General features: G+C 55.6%; 18 protein-coding genes. All 18 read right to left on the reverse strand.

All coding sequences use genetic code 11. The features are described 5' to 3' along the window. Window positions 1-9 precede the first annotated feature (9 nt). Window positions 10-2,421: a phage nozzle protein gene (locus ACIY1O_RS03825; protein ID WP_397473755.1), complete on the reverse strand. Its 2,412-nt coding sequence runs from the start codon at window positions 2,419-2,421 to the stop codon at window positions 10-12. A 149-nt stretch (window positions 2,422-2,570) separates the two neighbouring features. Continuing rightward, a complete protein-coding gene (locus ACIY1O_RS03830; RefSeq protein WP_397473756.1) occupies window positions 2,571-3,179 on the reverse strand; it encodes a phage tail protein in 609 nt (202 codons plus the stop codon). Window positions 3,180-3,291: 112 nt separating this feature from the next. After that, window positions 3,292-4,305, reverse strand: a complete 1,014-nt coding sequence (locus ACIY1O_RS03835; RefSeq protein WP_397473757.1) for a major capsid protein — start codon at window positions 4,303-4,305, stop codon at window positions 3,292-3,294. Between the two features lie 158 nt (window positions 4,306-4,463). Beyond that, window positions 4,464-5,285, reverse strand: coding sequence for a hypothetical protein (locus ACIY1O_RS03840; protein WP_397473758.1), 822 nt, complete (start codon window positions 5,283-5,285; stop codon window positions 4,464-4,466). A gap of 8 nt (window positions 5,286-5,293) precedes the next feature. After that, complete coding sequence (locus ACIY1O_RS03845) at window positions 5,294-6,835, reverse strand: portal protein (RefSeq protein WP_397473759.1); 1,542 nt, start codon at window positions 6,833-6,835, stop codon at window positions 5,294-5,296. 323 nt (window positions 6,836-7,158) lie between these two features. Beyond that, on the reverse strand, window positions 7,159-7,563 hold the full coding sequence (locus ACIY1O_RS03850; RefSeq protein ID WP_397473760.1) for a hypothetical protein: 405 nt from the start codon (window positions 7,561-7,563) through the stop codon (window positions 7,159-7,161). A gap of 676 nt (window positions 7,564-8,239) precedes the next feature. Continuing rightward, on the reverse strand, window positions 8,240-10,705 hold the full coding sequence (locus ACIY1O_RS03855) for a DNA-directed RNA polymerase (RefSeq protein WP_397473761.1): 2,466 nt from the start codon (window positions 10,703-10,705) through the stop codon (window positions 8,240-8,242). A gap of 217 nt (window positions 10,706-10,922) precedes the next feature. Continuing rightward, window positions 10,923-11,501 (reverse strand): nucleoside/nucleotide kinase family protein, encoded by a 579-nt coding sequence (locus ACIY1O_RS03860; protein ID WP_397473762.1) that lies wholly within the window; start codon window positions 11,499-11,501, stop codon window positions 10,923-10,925. A gap of 152 nt (window positions 11,502-11,653) precedes the next feature. After that, entirely contained in the window at window positions 11,654-12,442 is a 789-nt protein-coding gene (locus ACIY1O_RS03865) for a ribonuclease H-like domain-containing protein (protein ID WP_397473763.1), read from the reverse strand. A gap of 247 nt (window positions 12,443-12,689) precedes the next feature. Continuing rightward, window positions 12,690-12,908: a hypothetical protein gene (locus ACIY1O_RS03870; protein WP_397473764.1), complete on the reverse strand. Its 219-nt coding sequence runs from the start codon at window positions 12,906-12,908 to the stop codon at window positions 12,690-12,692. Further along, window positions 12,905-13,258: an endonuclease domain-containing protein gene (locus ACIY1O_RS03875; RefSeq protein ID WP_397473765.1), complete on the reverse strand. Its 354-nt coding sequence runs from the start codon at window positions 13,256-13,258 to the stop codon at window positions 12,905-12,907. Before ACIY1O_RS03875 ends, ACIY1O_RS03870 begins: the two co-directional genes overlap by 4 nt. Continuing rightward, window positions 13,236-14,201: a phosphodiesterase gene (locus ACIY1O_RS03880; protein ID WP_397473766.1), complete on the reverse strand. Its 966-nt coding sequence runs from the start codon at window positions 14,199-14,201 to the stop codon at window positions 13,236-13,238. Before ACIY1O_RS03880 ends, ACIY1O_RS03875 begins: the two co-directional genes overlap by 23 nt. Then, window positions 14,201-15,247, reverse strand: a complete 1,047-nt coding sequence (locus tag ACIY1O_RS03885) for a hypothetical protein (RefSeq protein ID WP_397473767.1) — start codon at window positions 15,245-15,247, stop codon at window positions 14,201-14,203. The genes ACIY1O_RS03880 and ACIY1O_RS03885 overlap by 1 nt, the downstream gene beginning before the upstream one ends. Before the next feature lie 35 nt (window positions 15,248-15,282). Next, the gene (locus tag ACIY1O_RS03890) at window positions 15,283-17,739 is read right to left on the reverse strand and encodes a DNA polymerase (protein WP_397473768.1); all 2,457 of its coding nucleotides are present in this window, start codon (window positions 17,737-17,739) and stop codon (window positions 15,283-15,285) included. Further along, entirely contained in the window at window positions 17,736-18,011 is a 276-nt protein-coding gene (locus ACIY1O_RS03895) for a hypothetical protein (protein ID WP_397473769.1), read from the reverse strand. Before ACIY1O_RS03895 ends, ACIY1O_RS03890 begins: the two co-directional genes overlap by 4 nt. A 120-nt stretch (window positions 18,012-18,131) precedes the next feature. Then, a complete protein-coding gene (locus ACIY1O_RS03900) occupies window positions 18,132-19,391 on the reverse strand; it encodes an AAA family ATPase (protein WP_397473787.1) in 1,260 nt (419 codons plus the stop codon). Window positions 19,392-19,572: 181 nt separating this feature from the next. After that, complete coding sequence (locus ACIY1O_RS03905; RefSeq protein ID WP_397473770.1) at window positions 19,573-19,992, reverse strand: toprim domain-containing protein; 420 nt, start codon at window positions 19,990-19,992, stop codon at window positions 19,573-19,575. A 429-nt stretch (window positions 19,993-20,421) separates the two neighbouring features. Further along, window positions 20,422-20,685 carry a MarR family transcriptional regulator gene (locus ACIY1O_RS03910; protein ID WP_397473771.1) on the reverse strand — a complete coding sequence of 88 codons (264 nt, stop codon included), beginning with the start codon at window positions 20,683-20,685 and terminating at the stop codon, window positions 20,422-20,424. Between the last annotated feature and the right edge of the window lie 177 nt (window positions 20,686-20,862).

A 20,862-nucleotide genomic window follows, 5' to 3' on the forward strand; every position in this document is an offset into this window, starting at 1 on the left:
ACTTTCTCCTTACACCCGTCGGGCATTGTTGAACAACTGGCCTACCCACTCGATTGCGGAGACAGTGAGGGGCAGCCATCGGCGCGTCTTGATTTCAATTTTGTGTTCGGTGTTGGCCCGTCCACATGCCACGTCGATATAGGCTGTTGACACCGGCTGCCGCCCAACCAAGTTGTTGCTCAGGCCGACACGTCGCCCGTTAAAACCCTTCATCCGGAACGAGCCTGCCGCGTCTTGTCGGTATGCATCCATGCCGGATGTATCCGTGATTGAGAGGGTGTACCTGTTGACAACAAGGCGTCCATTTACAAGGGCCTTATCGTTCTGGTCACGAACAAAAGGTGCAGTGGGGATAAAGCAGCCTTCAAACTCCACGCCCACCTGTCCCGGCTTCGACCCCGAGTCGAGTGTGTCCGTGTAGAAGTTGTCGAAGTTGCTAATATGGTCCCCCAAGAATGCCACCTCGGAACCTTGCGACGCTACAACGTACACATCATCCAATACCGTTGGATCATCCTCACGGAAGAAGCCGGTTCCTGCCGCATAGTTTTCCGGTGAACGTTTCGCATCCAGGTACGGGTCAACAGACAGGTCCGCATCCACTACGAATTGTTCGAGCGCCACCCAAGGCCCTTGGGCGTTCTCGCGGATCGTAAAGACGAATAGGGTCGCCTCGTAGGAGGTAATCCCGATAATGCGTCCCACTGCCTCATGCCATTCCCAACGCGACCAGGAATCATGGACCCGACTCTGTGTTCCGGGCTGATCTATGAAGCGATATACGTAGAGGCCGTAGTCATTTCCGTCCGTTCGCAAGAACAAGGTATAGGGTGACGGTAGCGAAGCGAATTGGATTGGGCGTCCCCGGAGGTATTTGTCGAGCTGCTGGCTGACAAGGTACGTCTCAGGAGTTCCCTCAAACAGACCTAGCTGGAACTGAGATACACTCGCCGAGTATGGACTTGGGCCTTTCTGATTGGGGCTGCTGTCGTACTTCCCGTAGAACAGTAAGTTCCCAACCACAATTGGCTGTGCCATAGTTGCCCCCTTCTCACCTGCTGTAGTCGCAATCGACACAGTAGAAGGGGTCACAAGCTGCTTGCCACTTATGGTGTACTGGTTCCGTTCCCCGAACATGAACAGGTCCCGGTTATACGTCACGGCTCGGCTAATTACGTCGTCCTCTGCACCAAGCGCATACGCCTCCAACGGATCGTCGTCATCAAGACGCAACATGGAGGCCCTGAACCAGTTGAAGTAGTCGCCGACGCGGGACATAAACACTACCCCGTTCGACACGATTACAAGCCGGTCCATGAACACCGTCAGCAGGGTTATCCGCCGACCGAAGAAGTACGGTACCCCTCCTTTCGAGTCTATGCCCCCCGCGACACTAGGCGCGTATTCCGGCACGTCCAGCCCTGTGGCACTGGCGAGTTGGGCAGGCGAATCCGCAATAATTAAAGATTGTCCGTCATCGCTCACCGTCCCAATGGCGAACACCTGCCCTGGGGTCACTACCTGTGCGGGTCCCTCTGACCACGTAACTGTCCCCCAGCCGCTACCTTGGTCACGCTTTGCGACCATGTAGTACTCCTCGGCGGTCCCCTGTGGACGGACTCGTACAACTTTTCCGTCAAGATGAATTGTGGACAGTTTCGCCGGGTCATCAACCTCGTTGTGTACCGCCCGGAACATGCTCCCGTCACCATTGTCAGACACGGATACATGCGACACCCCTGTCAGGACAATGGTTGATCCCACTCGGGAAACGCCACTCCCCATTGCAGAAGACAGAGTGTTCGCTAATTGAGTAGCGATGTTCTGTGGCTGGATACTATTGGAGGCGTCACCAATCCACTTGTTCACGGCCGAGTTGTACGCATTCACCCGGTCGTTAACCTTCTTCTGGTACTCCGGATCACTTTGGGGGATGTCCGAAGTGTCCAGTAGAGTCGGGTAGCTGGAGGTCATGGTGGTATACGACGCAGTGAAGTTCTGACCGTCACTGGCTCGTGTCACTGTGATGGTGTACGTTCGGTTGTACGTACCACCGCGCACCCAAGCTACCGCCCGCTGTGAAGTCGTCGCAAAGCGGTCGTTTGTGGTGTAGCCCGGTCCAAGCTTGTTTGACGCCATTATCAGGTAGCGCCCAACGGTAGTCACCGCCGACAGTCCACCATAACGCCAAGGATCGAGTGCTCCCGGACTCGACTCCTCGTACACCACATTCAAGAACTTACCTGTCGCCTTGTTTAGGCAAAAGCAAAACGGTAAGGAATCGCCTGTGGGCCGCTCTGCTGCTTGGTACACCAGACTGTACTCTGTGTTCTCGGAGAAGAAGCTATATTCGCGGTAGTTCCTTAGGTACTCTTTCTGGCTTTCGGTCAGAGGGTCAATACCGAGCGGCTTCTCGTCCAAAGTAACGGAACCGTGTCGGCGGGCTACTCCACGCCGAGGGTCCGAAATCATGTTTACCTGTTCCCAGTTCTGGCCTGGAAGCCGGTCCTGCGCAATCTGTTCTGATACGCCTCTGGTCAGACTGGCGTAGCTTGATACTACCTTTGCCACTAACGGACCCGATACGGATACATAACGCCTGCTGCGAATCTGGTACTGGGACGGACACCGCTAAGGATTCGCTGGATTCGGGGCGCATGGAACATGTTGAGTTGCTGGTTGCGGATGTGCATACGACGCACGCGACTGTATGCCTGCGTGTAAGCTGCGTAGAGCTTCTGGTACTTGGCATCGTCAGCATCGTAGGCGGCTTGAAAGTCTAACTGTGCCCGCAACGACACCATCTGCTTGACGTTCTTTGGCAAGTCGTCAAACGGAATCTCCCGGATCAGTTTGACCGATACGGGTCTGCCTATGTTGTAGGTAGCCCTTCCTGTGTCCCACAGACGATTCCCTCGTTGAACGATCATGCTATCGTCAGCCTCGACGTTGAGGGCGTCTGCCGGTACGTACACGGACCCGTTACCCGGATCGTCGTGGAGAGTCACATAGTCTGTGTTGAACCACCAACCTAACTCCTGTTCGATTACGTTGGACTCGTCAAGAGTATTGAGTGCGGCTTGGACATACGGGTGGTCGGAATCCAGGGAGTTCAGCGGGGTTTCCCCCATAGATTTGAGGCAAGCATTGACCACGGTAAGTGGTGTAATTGCGGCCATCTGTACTCCTGTTGACAGCCCAACCGTACACTTCGAGTGCAGAGGGTCGGGGCATATTGATAAACGCAAAAATAGCCCGACACCATGTAGGTACCGGGCTATTTGGTAGGACTTAGGCTGCTTCGATCAGACCAGCGAATGCGGGGTTGTTCGGCGTCACACCGAATGAGGTGTGGGCGTCGATGAACCACATTTTGGTGATCGGATCGTAGAACACGTCCGGGGTCAGGGGGATGGTTTCACCAGCAAGCAATGCACGCGGCGAGAACGCGACGGCCACCGTCTTGCTAAAGTTACCATCATAGGCATTGTTATTACCTGAATTGGACAGGTAGTGGCCTGTGATGTTCGTAGTGGGGAGGTTATTCGACACGTAGACAGGTACGCCATAGACAGCGAGGGACTTCGTGCGAATCTCCGTACCATCCGACAGGACGAAGTTCTTATCGACCAGACGGTCATTCTTCAAGAGCGTGTAATACGCCTTGGGCTTGAGGACAAGAACAATGTCATCCGTCAGAGGGTCAACATCCTTTTCTTCCATGTCCGCGAACAGGTCCGCGCACTTGTCCTCAAGGGCAGCAGGATCAAGCTCTTGGCCCGCAGTACTGAACGTCTTAACAGTGCCGGGTTGCCAGCCAGCAGGATAGTTTGTCATGCTGCTGATCTTAGCGGCCTTGACTGCCTGGATCAGGAAAGACTGATCAATGAACTTGGCGAACTTCTTACCATGCTCCATACCAATAGCGGCACGAGCGTCGTAGGAGTTCTGGAAGTCATCCAGGAGGGGGACCATCGCACGAGCATTGATAAGAGTATCAACGGTCAGCTTGATCTTTTGCGCCTGAACGACATTACCGTCGGGGGCTGTACCCGGAGTTACCTTCTGGAGGGTCGATTCACCAACTTGGAAGTTGGATATTGTCGAGGTGCCTCGGATAGAGCGGACGGGAACAAAGTTACGAACAATAGACTTGCGGGCAATGGTGCCCTCCACCACTCCGCCGTACTCCTCAATGTGGAGGGCGAGTGGGTTGGTAGCGGACGGGGCCGTACCGATTTGTGCGTTGTTGCCGGTCTGGAGAACGGCACCGGGGCGCGTGATATTAGTAACGCTTACACCCATTCAGATTTCCTTTCTAATTATTTATCGGCGTGTCACTGACTGCCACGCTTTAGGCTCATGAAAGCGACACACCGATCTGTGTGTCATGGTGGGTGCCGAATCGCTGAACAAACGAAAAGGGCCTCCCGAAGGAGGCCCAGTCAGCGAGGCTTTAGTTTTTATCTGTATGCCATTCGGCGTGCTTGAAGTGCCCGGTACTCAGGCGTGCCCTCAATGGGCTTACCGCGCATAGACAGGCGGAGTTTATGAACCTCCTCCGCGTATTCCTTGGGAGACAGAGGCCCGTACTGATTACCCGCCGGTTGTGTAGCCGCTGTAGCCCTCACAGGGGTCGCACGAGGAGGAGCTGACGCGCCCGTCGCCTCGTAGTAGTTACTCACCAAGGCGCGGGCAACGGCCTCGGCCACAAAGCCACCACGCTCGAACGCGGCGTTGATCATTTCTTTTTCTTCGGGGTCCGCGTTCTGTCTGGCCCACTCGAATACCTCGGCCCACTGTTCCTCGCCGCCAGCCGCTTCGACCACAATCCGCTGCACAGCTTCCGTCTTAGCCTGCATTGCTGCCACTGCCTCTCGGTACCCAGCTTCGGCCAGAGCAATGTAAGCGTCGGCACCTGGAATCTGTTTCGAGGCTAACAACGCTTTAATGGGACCGAAATTGCCCTTCGCGGCTGCCTGCATTTCCGGACATGTATCAATGTCCAAGCCGAGCTGTCCGGCCCACTTGAGAACAGTGTCTAGGTTCTCATTACCTGTGGACTCGTAGGTAGTGGATGCACCAAAGATGCCTTCATACTCGTTAGAAACACCCTCCGGGGCCGGTTGTTGCCCCTCCCCTTCCACATTGGCAGGGGCTGCTTTGACAGGCGCAGCAGGAGTCGCAGCCTGAACAGGGCCACCCTGCGTAGGGGCAGTAGCCGCTGGGGTGGACGGGTTTTGGGTCGTTGCAGGAATTGTCGCTTCTTGAGTCTCGGTCGTCATTCATTTCCTTACTGTTGAGCTTGCGCTGCTGCACCCGCGACGGGGCCAGCGACTGCCTGCTCTAATTGTTGTTGCTGCCGCTGGGCCATAAGCTGTTTCTGTACTTCGGGTGGATTCACGTATAGCTTCGGATCAACCCCGCGACCAGCGAAAATCGCATCGGCAATGGCAGTCGCGTTAAGTACGAACTCCAACGGTCCCTGCATCGCGGCCTGGAGCTGCGCCATATCCACGATACATAACTTGAGATTTTCTAGGTCAGCGTTTCGAGAGAGTGCATCCAGACCCGTGATGATGGTTGGACGGATTCCAGTATCCCCTAGGGAGACACCGGACATACGGGCCAACCAATAGGCCAGTGGGAGCTGGAAGTCCACGGCCAGCCGGGAGTACACGCCGCCTAGGGAAGTCTCAAGCTCTTGAGCCTGCATACGGATTTCTTCTGCAGTAACCCGTTCGGCGTCGCGGATCACACTTGATCCGAGCAAGAATGTTCGGCCTATGCGATTGACGTACTTAGCCAGCACGGTATCCATGAGCTGCAATCCGTGGGCTACACCGGCACCGGAGGCTGACAAAGCAATGATGTCGTCTTTAACCCCAGGAATGGCGGCACCATTCTCGGTTTCCATAAGGTCCTCAGGCTGTGTGTTGCCTGCTGGGTTCACGATCCACCGGAACTCAGATGCCAGAATCGCTGCCTTCAATTCAGCTTCGGACAGTGCCGATAGGGCCATGAAGTCCCCGGCGCACTGTTCTACTAATCCGATCCCATAGTCCTGCCCATCGGGTAATTCCCAGGTCAGCGGGCGGTATGGAAGCTCCTCGGGTGAGTACACCCCGTTATATTTGGCCGGTAATGCAACGTCATCCACATACGTCGTGACGTGATACCTGCCGTCTCCCTGGAGCTGGACTCGCGTGAACCATGTCACGTCCTGACATGTTCTGGGGTCCTCCGGATTCATGTGTTTATAGGCGGGGAGCTGGTTCAGTAATTGTTGAACCTCAATCTCTAGCTCTGCAAACGACACCACCTCCTTGATGATGATGTCCACCACCTTCCCGCTCATGCTGCGCTTCACCGTGTACTTCTTGATTCCAAGTACGCGGAGAGGGCTTTCCCGGTCATTCCCGAGGATCAAAAGACAGTTGCCAGTGACAATCAAGTGCCGGCACACCTCATATAGTCGAGGCCGTGTCGCCATCTGGTCCAGAAGACGCATACTGTCTTTCTCGGCGGTTGCCAGTAGGGACTGGATTTGTCCCACTGCGACACCAAGTTCCTCCGAAATACCTGCCGGAATTTCGTAGCGCATGAAAGGACGACTAGGGGCAAACAGCGCGAGGATCAGTTTGTTTGCTAGGCTGTTGACGGCCAATGCACCAACAGACTGGTAATCCGTTTGGAGTTCCGTGCTCTGTTGGTTGTAACCGTCCGTGGGGCAGATTATTGGGATGGTGAACGCCGCGTATTTCTCGCAGCGTGTCACCAATGGCCGCCGTTTGCCCTCGGCGGCTTCCCATGCTTCCTTGACGTGGGAACGCATTACAGGCGGATACCTACTCCACCTTGAGTTCCACCGATGGACACCCCGGCTATGCCGTTGCGTTTGCGGGGATCGCGATCATCAAATTGGCTCTGCTGGGCCGTAGGACCTCCCGTTGTAAGAGGGATTCCCAGTTCCTCCGTCGGAGCTGGGGCACCGGGCGACACGTTAGCGACAGGCATATCACCTGGAACCGCCAAGTGAATCTGTGGGACAACTCCTGTCGGGGGACCCTCAAATCTCTGACGTTCCAATTCAGCCTGTTGTTCACTCCGGGCACGCAATCTATTTTCGAGAATCATTGCGCCTAACATCCCGAATCCTTACAGTTTGATTCCGACACCCGAGGACGATCCGCCCAGTGGTGACGAACTACCACTTCGGTAGCGACGACGGGCTTGTTCGGTATCCTGAGCATCCGGTGCCGTAATGTCCGGGCTTGTGTCTTCAACCGGGCGGGATTTCGCCTCCTCTGCAAGCTGCGCCGCAACCGTTGCCTGATTGATATTCGCGGCCTGAGCTGCCGCTGCAGCCGCTGACTGTTGCCGCACCAGATTCACCTGCTGCGCCGCCGCTTCCTGGGCTGCCTTGGCCTGTTCTTCTGCCGCCTTGCGGGTTGCCTCAGCCTGCTTCTCCGCCGCGTCGCGGATCGCGTCAGCCTCTCCGCCCGGATCAATACCGAATACCTTGCCTACTACGCTTCCAACCTTCTTAACTACACTGCCCATTAAAGGACCTCCTTCATTAGTTGCCTTGCGAGGGGCTTAAACCCACCTCGCTCATACACCCGGTCGAGCGCCCGATGGCGGATAGAGTTCCCCGCTACCACATGCTTACAGTCATGAAGCCGGGCCAAAGCCTCTAGTGCTTTGGGGATTACCGAGAGGTCGCCGGGAAGCGATCCCAGTCGAACGACAATGACCTCGAACAGGATGTTTGACGAGAGAAGGGGTGAAGGGCCGTACTCATAGACGATCAAGAACTTGCCGACTATGGCTGCTTTAATCTCCCCAGTAATTATCTGGCGGTAGATGGTGGATGGGCTTTTAGCGTCTGCGTAGTACGGATGGCCTTTATGTTGCTCATAGACTTTCACCGCCGCTGCGTGGACTGCGGCCCAGTGGAATCGGTCCCACTGGTCAGGGAGTAATAACGAATCCGTCACGTAATACCTTGAGTACCCTCTGAATCCCGATCTGCTGTCCAGCCTGTAAGTCAGTCGTGGTGGAAGAGACAAACGGCTCTGCCGCACCTCCTACCGCTTTCTCTATGGCGCGGTACGCTTCCGGACTCAAGCGATGCAGTACCACTTCATTCTTGTTCATTGGCTCCAATCCCTTATCTTGCGTCATGGTGGGTGCCGATACACCCGAGTTCATTTGGCACTCACCATGACTACTTACGTCAAGCGAAGAAATACGGGCTATCCAGGACCTGTTTGAGGTCAAGGCTTCCCTTCTTTGGGGGCGCAGGTAAACCATCGTAGCGACGGTAAAAATCGCTGATCGGGTCGTACTTTTCGTACATGCCCACAAACGTTTTACGTATGAGTTCATAAAGCCTCTGTGTATCGGCAGCATGAGTGCCGTAGTCATCGTGGATCATGGCTAAAGCGTTGATCCCTTCCGACTCGCAGGCATTCACCGTGAGTACTAGGTGAGCTGCATCCATACTATGAACGAAGTTGGGTGCCAGCCCGTTCTTATGTCCGGCTTGTCGAGGTGCATCCTTCTCGGTATGTACCTTGATCCGACTACCCCCGAACAGCTTGGTCCGTATCTGAATTTCCTCCTTCTCGTTGTAGACCTGAACAACCGGAAACCCACTTGGAGAAGTCCACCTTATCTGTTCGGCACCCGACTTGATGATGGTCCGGGCACACTGCTGGAGCCAGGACATAGCTGCTGACGCCGCTACGACAACCTCTTGGATGGACTCCCATACGATGTGGGACAAGAAGTTAGCTGCCGCTGTGTACTGTGCCGGATCGAACTCGATAGCCAATCCATGACGTAGGTAGTCATGAACAATGAACTCCGAGCACGAGAACCTTGTAGACCCGTAAGGCAGAGTCATGACGGATCGCTTGACCAGGGACCTGTTGATCCCATGTCGAAGCCATAACCTACGGAACTCCCGGTCCCGGTCGGATAAATCAGTCTCAACCAGTGCTGCCAGCTTCTCCGAAGTAACCTTAGCTACTTGGTCATATATGTCATTGGGCTTTGGTGAAGCGACAAGGTTCGTAGCTTGACCACCCACAGGGTCCCGGAGCATGGCGGAGAAGTGTTGTAGACCGTTGCAGCTTCCGTCAAGCCCCACAGGTATACGTGAAAGAAAAGTATTTGGCTGTCTACGCCAAGCTGCGTACTCTTTACACCAAGCCAAGAACTGCAGAGGCTGATCAGCACTCACCCAATCCGAGTGTCCCACTGGATCGTCTGCGAACTCGATTATGTGACGATCATTCTCGTCCACCCACTTGATACGGTCATCAAATGGAACCTTGTCGTGCCCGTACCTGTTGGCACCATTGATCTTGAACCAGCGGACAGCATCCGGCGTGTCCAGAGGCTTCCCGTCGGCGAAGTGCAGTAGCGCCCGTTGGATGTCTGATCCCTGAGGGTTTAGACCGATGGTCTGCGCGTATAAACGACACCGGAAATCAGCCTGATAGACGAAGTAGATTGCCTCGTAGTCTTTGAACTTCTGTGCAATGTCCGTCGCCATTTTGAAGCGGCCCCACCGTTGGCCGCGCAGCTTACGCTCCGTGTGCCACCGGGCCATGTCTCGCTTCCACTGCTTAATCTCTGCCTCTTGTGCCTCCGTCAACTTCTGCTCAACACCCTTAGGCTCCCACCACTCAGGGCGCTCGGGTGCGTCCGGGCCTTTCTCGGACAGTACTTCCTCCAGGTCTAATGACGACCGGGCGATGTCTCGGACCGTTTCAAGCATTTCCTTGTTAACGGCCCAGCGCACGCGCTGCAGATGATTGATAGCCGGAAGAACTCGCTCGGATAGATCGGACTCCTTGATCTGGTCCAGGAGGTCCACGTTGCGGACACGGCGAATGTTGACACAGTAGGGCATGAGTCTCCGCATCCCCGCCGTATGCCAACCGCCGTCATTGAACGCCACCCAGTCCTTTGGAGGCTCGATGCACGGCTGCAGGATTGGCGTGTTCACCTCGACCAGTTCTTTCACCCGGTCAATCAGACGCTCCGCCTCACAAGTGAAATTGACCCTGAGTACTTCTCGTACCTTCGATAAGCCTATTTCCCGGACCCTATGGACCTCGATCAGTCCTAGGACTCGAAGCGCCTCTATGAACCACATGCCGAGTTGTTCTCTGTCCGTCTGCTTCCAGGTAGGTAGCGAGTCCCTAATTCCACGGTTACGTGCAGCGCCCATGAGCGCGTTGTATCTGTGGCGGTCGGACTTGGACTTGCGACGTTCCAAGTCGTGCGTAACCTCATAGAACAAGTCGGGTGCTATGTGTTCATAGACGTTCAGGACGAGTTCTCGGTGCATCCCGCGTCCAATGACAGACGCGAGGTTACGGGCAGTAGGCTCGGTGTCCGTCATCAGGGATACGATTGTCAACCTGACGGCTATAAACGCAGCCGCTAGTGGGTCCAACGGCTTGAGTAAAGCGATGTGGGCCTTACGTCGTCCTGCACGAGATAGCCCCTCTGCTACCTCCCCCTGAATCATGTCCTGCAAAGCTAAGACGTACCTACGGTAAAGTGGCTGCGCGTATGCGTTTTCATTCGCCCGCCCTTTACTCTCATTCTGCTCAAACTTCTGCCGGATTTTCTCGCGGTTGATCTGTAATGCCGCGTTCTCCAGCTCAACCTGAGACTGAATCAATCCAGCGTTACGGAAAATTCCTGTTTAGCCATATCACAAAGGTCGGCAAGGGACTCGTCCCGTAGCACCTCCTTCGCCTCCTGATACCTTGACTGGGCCTGTGCCCGGTTTCCAGTTTCTAACGCGATCCAGATAAGGTCACTGAATGCGTTGTATGCGGCCTGCTCTTTTGCAGCCTGATAAGCGTCCCAGGCCGGAGCCTGGGAATTGGTCGCTATCATCCCTTTACAGGACCACGCACAAGGTTTGATGCCAACGAGACGGCCAAGCTCTCCAGATGCTCCATGCTGCCCCGGTTGTGTACATAGGCGACGGGTCGGCCCTCGTACTTATCTGTAGGTAGGATCGTCAATTCCTCGGGAAGGTCTTCTGACTTATGATTGTTGACCCGAGTGATTCCAGGACGTGTCACGACGACTATTTGATCCAGGGCTGGGACTTCATGATCGAACCGGAAGTCTGTGACGAGAACAATCCCGTCCAGCGATCGCCAATAGCCGTGCTGTAGATCCACCCACAGTGTTTTACGGATAGCCTGCCCACCCTCTGTCCCGAGTATCTGCATGAACTCTCGGGGGCTGATGTTGATGTACTCAGTAAGGCTTGTGCCCACAGGAGGCGAGACGAACTTACGCACGTTGTCGATGGTAAGTACGAACAGTTGCTGCCGTTCGGACCAGTTCATGCGGCCGGAAAGGTTGTAGTCTATGGCGGCCTGGAGGCTGTCGCAGAAAACGTCCAGACTGATAGTTACTTTGACCTCTTTCGTGGCTCGGGTGAATGGGTCCAGACCCATCGAGTTTGACACCGCACGGATCGGGTCAGCGAATCCAGCTAGTGTGACTACCTCGCCGTGAGTGTCGCGGATGTGTGCCGCCATGAAGCGTGCAAGCGTATCTTTCCCGACACCGGCAAGGCCAGTGATACCAATAATCTTCGCCATTTTCCTCAGTTGATAAGAAGGTTCTTGCGCTGCTCTTTCGAGTTCTGCATGACACGTCCCCTGCTCCAGCCGCCACAGTTCCCGCAGTGGTAGCGGATGTAGCGTCCTACCTGGGTATGTCGATACCCGCGCTGCGTCACTTTGTCGCTACCGCACTTGGGACAGGAGGGCTTGTCTGGTTCGGAGTAGTTGGCAACGTTTGGATGACCGTCGATCCACGGACGGAGGATCAGGTACAGCTCCTCAAGGGATACAACGTCATCAATGTTGTAGAGGCGCATTTCTTCCCACGCCTCGGGGTTCCGTGCCAAGCATTCCCGCCATAACTCGAATCCAGGGAACTTGCTGTGCTTGCGCTTCTTGGTCGTGCAGAGTCTGTCTGTCAGGTATTCCAGCTTGTTGCTGGTCAGCCCGAAATGTCGCTTCGCCGCTTGCATCGTATCCACGATGACGTAAGGAGAAGGGGGCAACATACCGTTCAGGAGGAATCGAGCGTTGATCTTTCGAGCGTCGAACTTGACTCCGTTCTGAGCGACCACAATGTCAGCCTCGTCCAGGAGCTTCCACAACTTGCGTAGCAAGTGCGAGTCGTCCTCGACGTTCTTGCGACGGCTGTTGTCGTGGTAGATGATGTTCGGATCACCCAACCATTTCGCACAGAAGGACAGGATGCACCAGTCCTCTCGAATCTGGTTTAAGCCAACGTTCTGCTTCCAGAGGGACCAGACATAAGCCAGGATGGGGCTTGTCTCAATGTCCAAGCAAAGGATTCGGGGCTGTTTCTTTTCTGTCAAGCAACTTCCCGGAAGCTACGTGCTGCGATGACGTTCAGTAACGTCCGTTCTGCTTCTTGGTAGGCATCATCACGACCAACAAAGGAGTGCGGGGAGTACCTTACGGTTGCACGTATAACCTTCCCATCCTGGGCGCTGTACTCTGCTCGATACTCGATCATTCCGCCGAACTGCTCTTTGAACTGGAGGCAGGTTATCTTGACGGGTCCGGCGTGAGTCTTCACCGCCTTAGTCATTAGGGTGTGCATCAGTGGACCACCTTTGGCGGTTCCGGGAAAATGTCGGAGACGAGTGCATGAACCGCTTGGATCGTGGCAGCAGCGTCCGTACCGAACGCTCTAATTACGGCCATCAGCGTGACTCCCAGTACATGCGATGGTTCAGCGGGGGAAATGGCCTCGCTAAAAGATGCTTGCGTGGTAATGTCATCGCCGTCGTCATTGATGGTGATAGATATGGTTGTCATACGCTTTCCCTTGCTTTACGCCGCGCTTCGCGTGCCCTCTTGTTCCGAAGGTCGCGCTTCTCGGCTTCGGTTTTGTAGGTAGGATGCAAAATGTTCGAGGGGTACTTCTGGTGGAACTCAATGTAGTCCGCGACTCCCCGCAAGAACGCGATAGGATCGACCCCACCCCCCAGGCGATTCGCCCAGTTCTCCAAGCGGCCTAGAATCGAGTTCTCCCATCGGTTCAGAACTGCCCGCAACATCCCGGTCTTGTGGCAGTGGTCATATACAGGGTCCGTGATAGGTAGCCCTGTGATGGGGGACTTGCCCCCTTGCAATGCAAGCTGTTTAAGCCGTGCCGCTTTCAGCATTGAGGCGGTCAAGCGCCGCACGCTCACTCCTTACTCGTGCTACGAGTCGTTGAATTGACACACTCAGTTCCCTGACGGCTGACTTCGGAAGAACACGGATGAAGTCGTGGACCTCAAAGCTCTGTCGTAGCCACAGGAGGCTTGCTTGCTCACAGAAGTAGTCGGCCCAGGCGTCGCCTTTTACCTTCTCGTAAGCACCCTTTACGGCTTCGTATGCCTCCTCGTTGCAAGTGGTACCGGCTAGAGTTTTGAGGGCTTTTCCTTCGCCCCACCGGGGCAGCCCTGGAATGTGGTCCGCCGTGTCGCCCATGATCATTTGCATCCAAAACCACTTATGCCCGTACACCAGACCGTCATCCCCAATCACCTCGTAGGTCCCTTTGGGTACCTCGGTGCGGAAGTAGTCAGTCCATGAAATGTGTAGACCCGGAAGCATTCGCATGTCCTTGTCCGCCGTGTGGATCACCACTTGGGTTACAGGATCAAGGGATGTGTATGCGGCAAGCGCGATCCCGTCATCGGCCTCGCGGTCTAGCCATACGATCCGCTTGACCCCTAGCCTGGACTCGGGGGCAGTGTCCAGGAACTCCCGGACGGCTTCCCAGTTCTTCGGTTTGGATGCGCCCTTGCGCTGACCCTGGTACGGCTGGGTCACTGCGCAAAGGTACCGATCACCCTTCGTGCTGCCTGAACTAGTCAGGTGCATGTGTACGGCTTCTGCGCCGGACAGCTCTTTGACAGTCTCCATGCGGGACACGGCCACGTTGCGGGCCACGTCCAGACGCATGTTGTCCCCGCCACTGGCGAAGTAGGCCAGGTAGTCACCGTCTACAAGCGCGACTCGTCCCGGCACTACCTCCTCCAGTGGTTCAGGTTTTTCGGGGAATGGACTACCGTGTGCTGCCCGGTCGGCTGCTTTGCGCAGCCACGCGGGCTGGGTCACTACTCGTCCTCGTCGTCCGTCAAGTCACCCAGGGGGTCGTCGTCATCATCGTCCGCAGGCTCGGACGCGGGTGCCTTTTTGGTCGTACCCTCGCGTTTGACTTGTGCGTTTTTCGTTCGGGGAGTCTTGCCCTGCACACTCTTTGTTCGTTCAGGTTCCGCATCCTCGTCATCGTCAGCTTCAAACGCTGGTTCGTCATCCGTGGGGATGTCATTGGTGCCGTCGTAGTCGTCATCGTCATCCTCGGATTCCGGCTCAGGCTTGTCTTTCTCCTTGCGCGACTTGGCCTGTGCCTTGGCCTCCTCTACGTCGTCATCCTCGTCGTCATCCAGCCCCATCAGCATCGCCTGGACCGGGCTTCCATCGAAGTCAGGACTTGCCATGATTGCCTCCTGCCATTTGTTTTTGGATCGGCCATCATCGTAGGTACCTTCCAGGTAGATACTGGCCCACTGGTCGGCATCGGGGTACTCCCACAAGAACAATCGGAGTGGACCAACAGCCTCGGGAACCTTGCGACGGCGCGGTTCGCCGTCCTCGTCTTCAACAAACGGGGCGCGGATTGAGGGCAAGCTGCCTTCAATATTGGGGTCGTTTAATTGTGCGTATACCTTCTTTTCGTCCCTCTTATCCTGACGGTGATACACAGTTGCCACGTAGTCCTTACCCAGGAGTTCTGCAAAATGCTTCGCAGTGCCTTCGTAGTTCATGGCCTTGAACACCTTGTAGTAGGTACTCTTGACGTGCGGCTGCTGACCCGGCTTCGGCGCTGACATTTTTACGGTGATACGCTGCGGTTGTCCGCTCTCGGACAGAGGCCACTTCTTACCGTGCAGCTCGAACACAAGCTCGACGCGGTTCTGAATACGCTCTTGGTTCTGCCATTTAGTTACCTGGGCACCAAGCTCGACGTAGGCGACGAACCGTACACCGGGTACGCCTGTAGCGGGTGGGGTGTAGTCGCCACCACCACCTGTACGGGCCTCGTTCAGGTTGGTAGTCTTGGCGGCTTTGCTGATGGCCTTCTGGATATTGAATTTACTCATGGAATCCTCGTGATAGCGATTGCGAAGGGTGGGCCTTATGCCCAGGATGGTTGATGGTTGCCAATGAATCGTTTACGCACCCAGGGCCGCAGTGCGTCTACTGCCTTGTGAAACACCGGGGAATCAATCTTGGACTCCTCGGCCATGCTGCTACCCCACACCGTCTCGGACGGTACACCCAGGGGAAGTTCCCACTTGAACCACCATTCCAGGAACGTGCTGGCCTCCTCCATGCAAACATGAAGAAGGGCCGCAGCCTTGGCTTTGACGGATTTGTGGGCATCTGCGTACTCGGCGTCGTGGACCTGGTTAACTAGCAGGGCCTTGCCGTCGAAGTTGCGATAATGATAGAAGGCTCGGACGGATAGCCACATCGCTGCTTTAGCGAACTCCCCGCCTGTGCCTTGTACTTCGTAGTTCTTTATTTCCGTGGGCATGAAGCCAGCACGAGGGCCACCACGTTCGATCAACCACTTCGGGCTTGGGTGTTCCCGGTAGCAGTAGATTTTCCCGTCGGGCGTTCGGCTGTATCCCTTACCGAGTTGTATCTGTAACCCACGGATTTCCGGATGCTGCACAATCAGTCCTGTGGGTATCCGGGACTTCCGAATCTCCTCTGCTTTGTTCTCGAAGTACGGTTCGATTTCCGGGTACCGTGCGTTCTCGCCATCGGCCAGGGCCTGCACTTCTTCTTCGGGCATGCCGGTAGACTGTGCAATCTTCTTAACGCCTGCCCCATAAGCACGTTGGAAACTGAACACCTTGGAGCCAGTACGTTTGTAGTCCCACTCCTTTTGAACTTCCGGGTCAACCCCGTCACCTTTACACAGGTGCAAGACCTCCTCGTAGTCCATATGCTCCTTGGCGGCGAGGCGGACGCAGTGCATATCCAGTCCAGCGCGTAAGTCCTCAATGAGCTGGACGGCTCGTGTCAAGATGGCCTGTACGTATACCTCCAGGCTGGAGAAATCGGACTGGATAATTACGCCGTCGTCCCCGAAGCGGGACTTGAACACCATCTTGGCGTCAGACTTCTGACCCTTGGGGATGTTCTGCAGATTCGGGTTCGAGCTAGATAAGCGACCCGTTACCGTGCTGGTGTGGTTCAGCATGTGGTGAATGATGCTGTCCACCTGGACCAGAGTGAGCATTCCCTTCTGGTTCCCGTCTTCGTCCTCCGTAATGAAGTACGTCCCCAGGTCCTTCGTCATCCTGACGACCTCACCCAAGGTCTTGAGGAACGGGACATCGGTGTTCGTGGTCAGCACCTCCATTACATCGGAAGCCGTGCTGTAGACCCCAGGCTCGGAACCTTCCCAGGCAGGATCGGGTTTGGTGAACCCCGCGAATGTGTAGAAGTGGTCCTCTATCCGTGTCTTGGGTCCGCGTTCAATGTCCGGGACCGTCACCTGCTTGGTCTTTGGCAAGCCCTTATTCTTACCCCCGGCGTACCGTACTACCTCGGGCGGGTTGCCCGCATCAGCCCTGTTGTCCTCTGCCCACTCCCACTGTTCCAGCGGCATGGTCCCGCCACCTTCTAGTAGTACATGCACCTCCTTCTTCTGGTAGTACTCAGGCTCACCCGTATCTTCGTTGATGATGACAGCGGGAGCCTTGTACTTAACCTTTCCACCGAAGATAAGCGCCGATTTATGGAATCGACTATTCCAGTTGAACTCGAACGGAAGATCGTCCGGTAAATACTCCTGTAACTGTAGGGTAGCTACGGCCAACTTCTCCGCCAGCTTCTCCGCCAATTCCAAACCGAGCGCCTTGTCCACGTACATCCCGTTGCGTTCGGCTTCCGTGGTGAAGACAAGGGAACCCATACCAAGCAAGATGCTACGTAGCTGACCGGACTCCTTTGCCTTCTGCCACTGCTTGCGGAAGATCATTTCGGTATTTCCGATGTCACCTTCCTCGAACCCGTCAGGGGTTTCTCGACCACAGAGGTACTGCATCAGCAAGTCCTCGGGAATGTCGATAGTCTCTACACCCGAGTCCCAGAGTACCTTCACCTCGTCCAGCTTGACGTTACCGCCATAGAGCGGGGCCATATCGTCCATAGACAGCATATGACTGGACTGCTCCATACCTTGCAGCATGTATTCGGCAAGCTGGATGTCCCATATCATGCCGCCTCGGTTGATGAAGTCCATCCAAGCCTGGAGGTTTCGTTCCGGGTGGCTGTTGGGATTGGCTAGTGCATAGAGAAGGTCGAACTTAATGTTCTGGCCCACTAGAAGCTGGACGTTCAAATGCTTAGTGAACCAGTCCTCGGGAAGTGCCTTGCACGAGGCTATTCGGGCTTCTTGTGTGTTGCCGTCGGGGTAGTATTCCCCTGGCGTGACACCTGTTGCCCGTTTCGCTTTGAGGTTTCCGTATTGGTAGCCCTGGGCGACGATGTAGTTCTCCGCAGAGAACGGGTTAGCTTTCCGTTTGTACTCGCTGTGCGTGCTAGTTTCTATGTCCCACACTACGTAGGTGGTCAATTTTCCTCCACACGAATTTCGGATACATGCGCCCAGTTGATAACTACGTAGCTACCGTCAACTAGGTTCATCATTACCTTCTGGCCGGGGTCGTTGTCGCTGGGCCAGGAAACACTATTGACGTCGTTGTAGTCGTAGGCGGTCCCATCCGGGTAAACGACCTGGATGTTCATCCGGTCGCCTCGCAATCCCAAGCTCGGTATTCCCATTCCCAACTGGCTGCGTAGGGGCTTGCGTAATAGACTCCCCGCCGCTCCACGTACTCCAACCAACGGCAGTCTCCTTCGGTCACGCGGACCGGAAACCATGCAAACTTGCGGTGCCAGTTCGTCAGGTGCTTGTGTCTACGTTCCCAGCGCACCTCGTACGCAGGGCCACAGTTGAATTTCATATCACCTCGGATCAATGACCCGCGCCCGGTCCGCGTCGAACACCACCTCACGTTGAGGGTTCTTGTTCGTGCCTTCCAGGTGCAGTTTGTTTTTAGGGATGCTGATGAACCGGGAGTTCTGTAGCTCGGGGCTGTTGGACTTACCCAGCATAATGATGGCGTCCGCTGCTCCTTGCTTCCCAGTCTTACTGTCTTTCAGCATGTGCTGTTGGGGGTAGAGTTCCCCGTCGCCATCCGCCGATACTTGAGACGTGGCGATAACTGCTGTGTCGTGCTTCACGGCCATTAGGCGTGCCCACTGGTACATGGCTTCCAGAGCCTGATCAGTTCGCTGCCCCCCGTTGGCTATCTGTCCGCCGAACTTGATGTTGTCCACCATGTCCATGACCACTAAGGCAGAGGGGATCGTCGCAAGAATGTCCTCAACATCGTGCGACCAGTAGTCGTGGATGTCGAACACCCGAATGATGTCAGGACGCCCGCCTACCGCCTCGGTATACGCTTCTCGGGTCCTGCCTTGCTCCTTGAGCTTGTACATTTCCGATAGCGTCATGCCCAACGCCGCCTGATAGACTCTGCGCTTGATCCGATTACCCGGTCCCTCGTTGTTCAACCAGATGATGCTGCGCTCCTCGTCGGGATAAAGCTGATCCACCTGGGGAGCCATGTAGGTAATCTCCGACGCAATACATGTGGTCTTGCCTGCGTCGGGCCGTGCAGCCAGCACAACAAAGTCCCCCGGCTGCAAGGCGCGTGCATAATCCCCTATGGCCTTCAACCTCCAATGCAGGCCGGTGTTGTTGTGGTCAGTATCTAGGAGGTCGTCAATATCGTCAGTCACCTCGGGCAGCCGGACCTTCCGGTCTAAGGCGGCTTGGTGTTGATCGTTAATTTCACGGATGGCGGTCGTCAGGTCCAACTCACCATCCTCGTACTGCTCCAGAGCCTGAACCAGCTTGGCGGCAGTATCGGATTCAATGAGCCTTTCCATCAGACCGGCCTCGACAGCGGGACTTACCCCTTTGTCGATCTGCTTGAGGGTCCGCCCATACAACGTCCGCTGCTCGTCGTTCAGGTTCTTATGCTTGAGGTTGAACCACAGGATGAATGGGCCGGATCGAATCTCATTGCAGTCCGGATTGGCTGCGAAGTACCGCCCGAAGTCCTTGAGGAGTACGTTCGTCTTGGTGTCAAGCGCAGCCTTGGGAACACTTGCTGCGTACTTCTCGTACCTGTCACGGAACCGAAGTAGTTGCAGCACAGTCAAGTCTAGTATCTGATCCTCCTAAGGGACGAGAAGATTTAGAACGATAAGCAAGAGCATCAGCACATAGGCTGTAAACACTGCCCCAGGAGGGGGCGGGTTGTAGAAGCTCACGCCCAGCGCCTGATAAGGATGTAAAGCATGGCACCGATAAAGCCACCTAGGACCGACGATGCCGTTACGTTGGAAATGATTTCAAGCACTGCTCAATCTCCCGATTGGACAGGCACTTCGGGTCGGCCCTGGACTTGATCCTCCGGGCTTCGACGCCGATGCCTGATAATTGATTCACGATGGCTCTAGCAGCTTTGGTCCCTGCCGGGTCTGGATCGAGCCAAACTAATACGCGGGTATCCGGCCGGATGCTTGCCGCAACGTGGTCCGTCAGACTTGTACCCATTAGGGACCATGCTTCGGTCAGCTTCCCGACCCGGAATGCGCTCAGTACATCCTCGGTAAGCACGAGCGGATCACCTCGCCCGAACTTAGCGACGAGGTACTGCTTATCTACTCGTGGGTTGATGTACTTAGCCCGACTACTTTTACGGGTCCACTCTGGATCGCGGGCTTGCCAATAGATGACGGACTCCCCATCCATGACGGGTAGAACGACTCGCCCACTTGCCTCGTGCCAGTAGGCACCTAGGTGCGCTACGTCCGACCTGCTTAGTCCCGCTTTGAATAGCCACACTTGCGCCGACTGGGGCCAAGTGCTGATGTCAAAGTTTGGTGGGCCTGGAGGCGCGGTACTGCGCTCAAGGGTTTCGTCTACGGTTCGTTCCCGCGTGATCCGGGCCAGCCGTTCCTGCCAGGACTCAACGGGTTTGGACTCGATCCCAGGCTCACCACAGCGGAAGCAGTACGCACTCCATGTATCTCTGTTGTGTGAGACGAGTAGTGTGCGCCCGCCTCCGCAAGTGTGGTTGATCCGGGATCGCCCGCCTTCTGGCAGAGCTTTAGCTGCTTCTAGCCAGTCTTTAACTGGCAGCAATGATGATGAAGAACAGGATTACCCATGCGGCCAACATCAGACAGCCTCGTACTCCGTGACGTGTCGTCGAGTCTCCGGGTTCCATACGATGTCCGATTCGCGCACCTCACCTGTCTTAACCAGCTCATTTAGACGTGCGGTAACAGATGAATGACGCATACCCAGTGCCTCTGCGATTCGGTCCTTAATGGCCGGACCATTATCTTCGAGCCACATGACGATCTTCTGCTGTTGGGTCAAGTCGGCCATGCTTGCACGCATGGCGTCGTAGGATGCGACTTGAGTGTGCGTAGCCAGCATTACTCCTCCTCCGCAACTACGAAAATTACGCGGCCTTTCACGCCCGTAAGCACTTCCCCACAATCCGGCAGTGCATAGCACAGCGGATCGTGGTGCCGTCCGACGCACCCGTCACATGGATTTTTTCGGTCGGTTGGAGCGACTGCCTTTAATACTACCGCGGTATGGCTTCCGAGT

It is taken from the genome of Pusillimonas sp., from assembly GCF_044464525.1.
In the GTDB taxonomy this organism is placed as follows: domain Bacteria; phylum Pseudomonadota; class Gammaproteobacteria; order Burkholderiales; family Burkholderiaceae_B; genus Pusillimonas.

Bases quoted from the DNA above. Each gene is read 5' to 3' on its own strand.
- ACIY1O_RS03905 (WP_397473770.1), bottom strand. From the start codon at position 19,992: ATGGATGGGGAGTCCGTCATCTATTGGCAAGCCCGCGATCCAGAGTGG.
- ACIY1O_RS03910 (WP_397473771.1), bottom strand. From the start codon at position 20,685: ATGCTGGCTACGCACACTCAAGTCGCATCCTACGACGCCATGCGTGCA.
- ACIY1O_RS03835 (WP_397473757.1), bottom strand. From the start codon at position 4,305: ATGGGTGTAAGCGTTACTAATATCACGCGCCCCGGTGCCGTTCTCCAG.
- ACIY1O_RS03875 (WP_397473765.1), bottom strand. From the start codon at position 13,258: ATGCTGAAAGCGGCACGGCTTAAACAGCTTGCATTGCAAGGGGGCAAG.
- ACIY1O_RS03860 (WP_397473762.1), bottom strand. From the start codon at position 11,501: ATGGGTCTGGACCCATTCACCCGAGCCACGAAAGAGGTCAAAGTAACT.
- ACIY1O_RS03830 (WP_397473756.1), bottom strand. From the start codon at position 3,179: ATGGCCGCAATTACACCACTTACCGTGGTCAATGCTTGCCTCAAATCT.
- ACIY1O_RS03845 (WP_397473759.1), bottom strand. From the start codon at position 6,835: ATGCGTTCCCACGTCAAGGAAGCATGGGAAGCCGCCGAGGGCAAACGG.
- ACIY1O_RS03850 (WP_397473760.1), bottom strand. From the start codon at position 7,563: ATGGGCAGTGTAGTTAAGAAGGTTGGAAGCGTAGTAGGCAAGGTATTC.
- ACIY1O_RS03870 (WP_397473764.1), bottom strand. From the start codon at position 12,908: ATGACAACCATATCTATCACCATCAATGACGACGGCGATGACATTACC.
- ACIY1O_RS03885 (WP_397473767.1), bottom strand. From the start codon at position 15,247: ATGAGTAAATTCAATATCCAGAAGGCCATCAGCAAAGCCGCCAAGACT.
- ACIY1O_RS03840 (WP_397473758.1), bottom strand. From the start codon at position 5,285: ATGACGACCGAGACTCAAGAAGCGACAATTCCTGCAACGACCCAAAAC.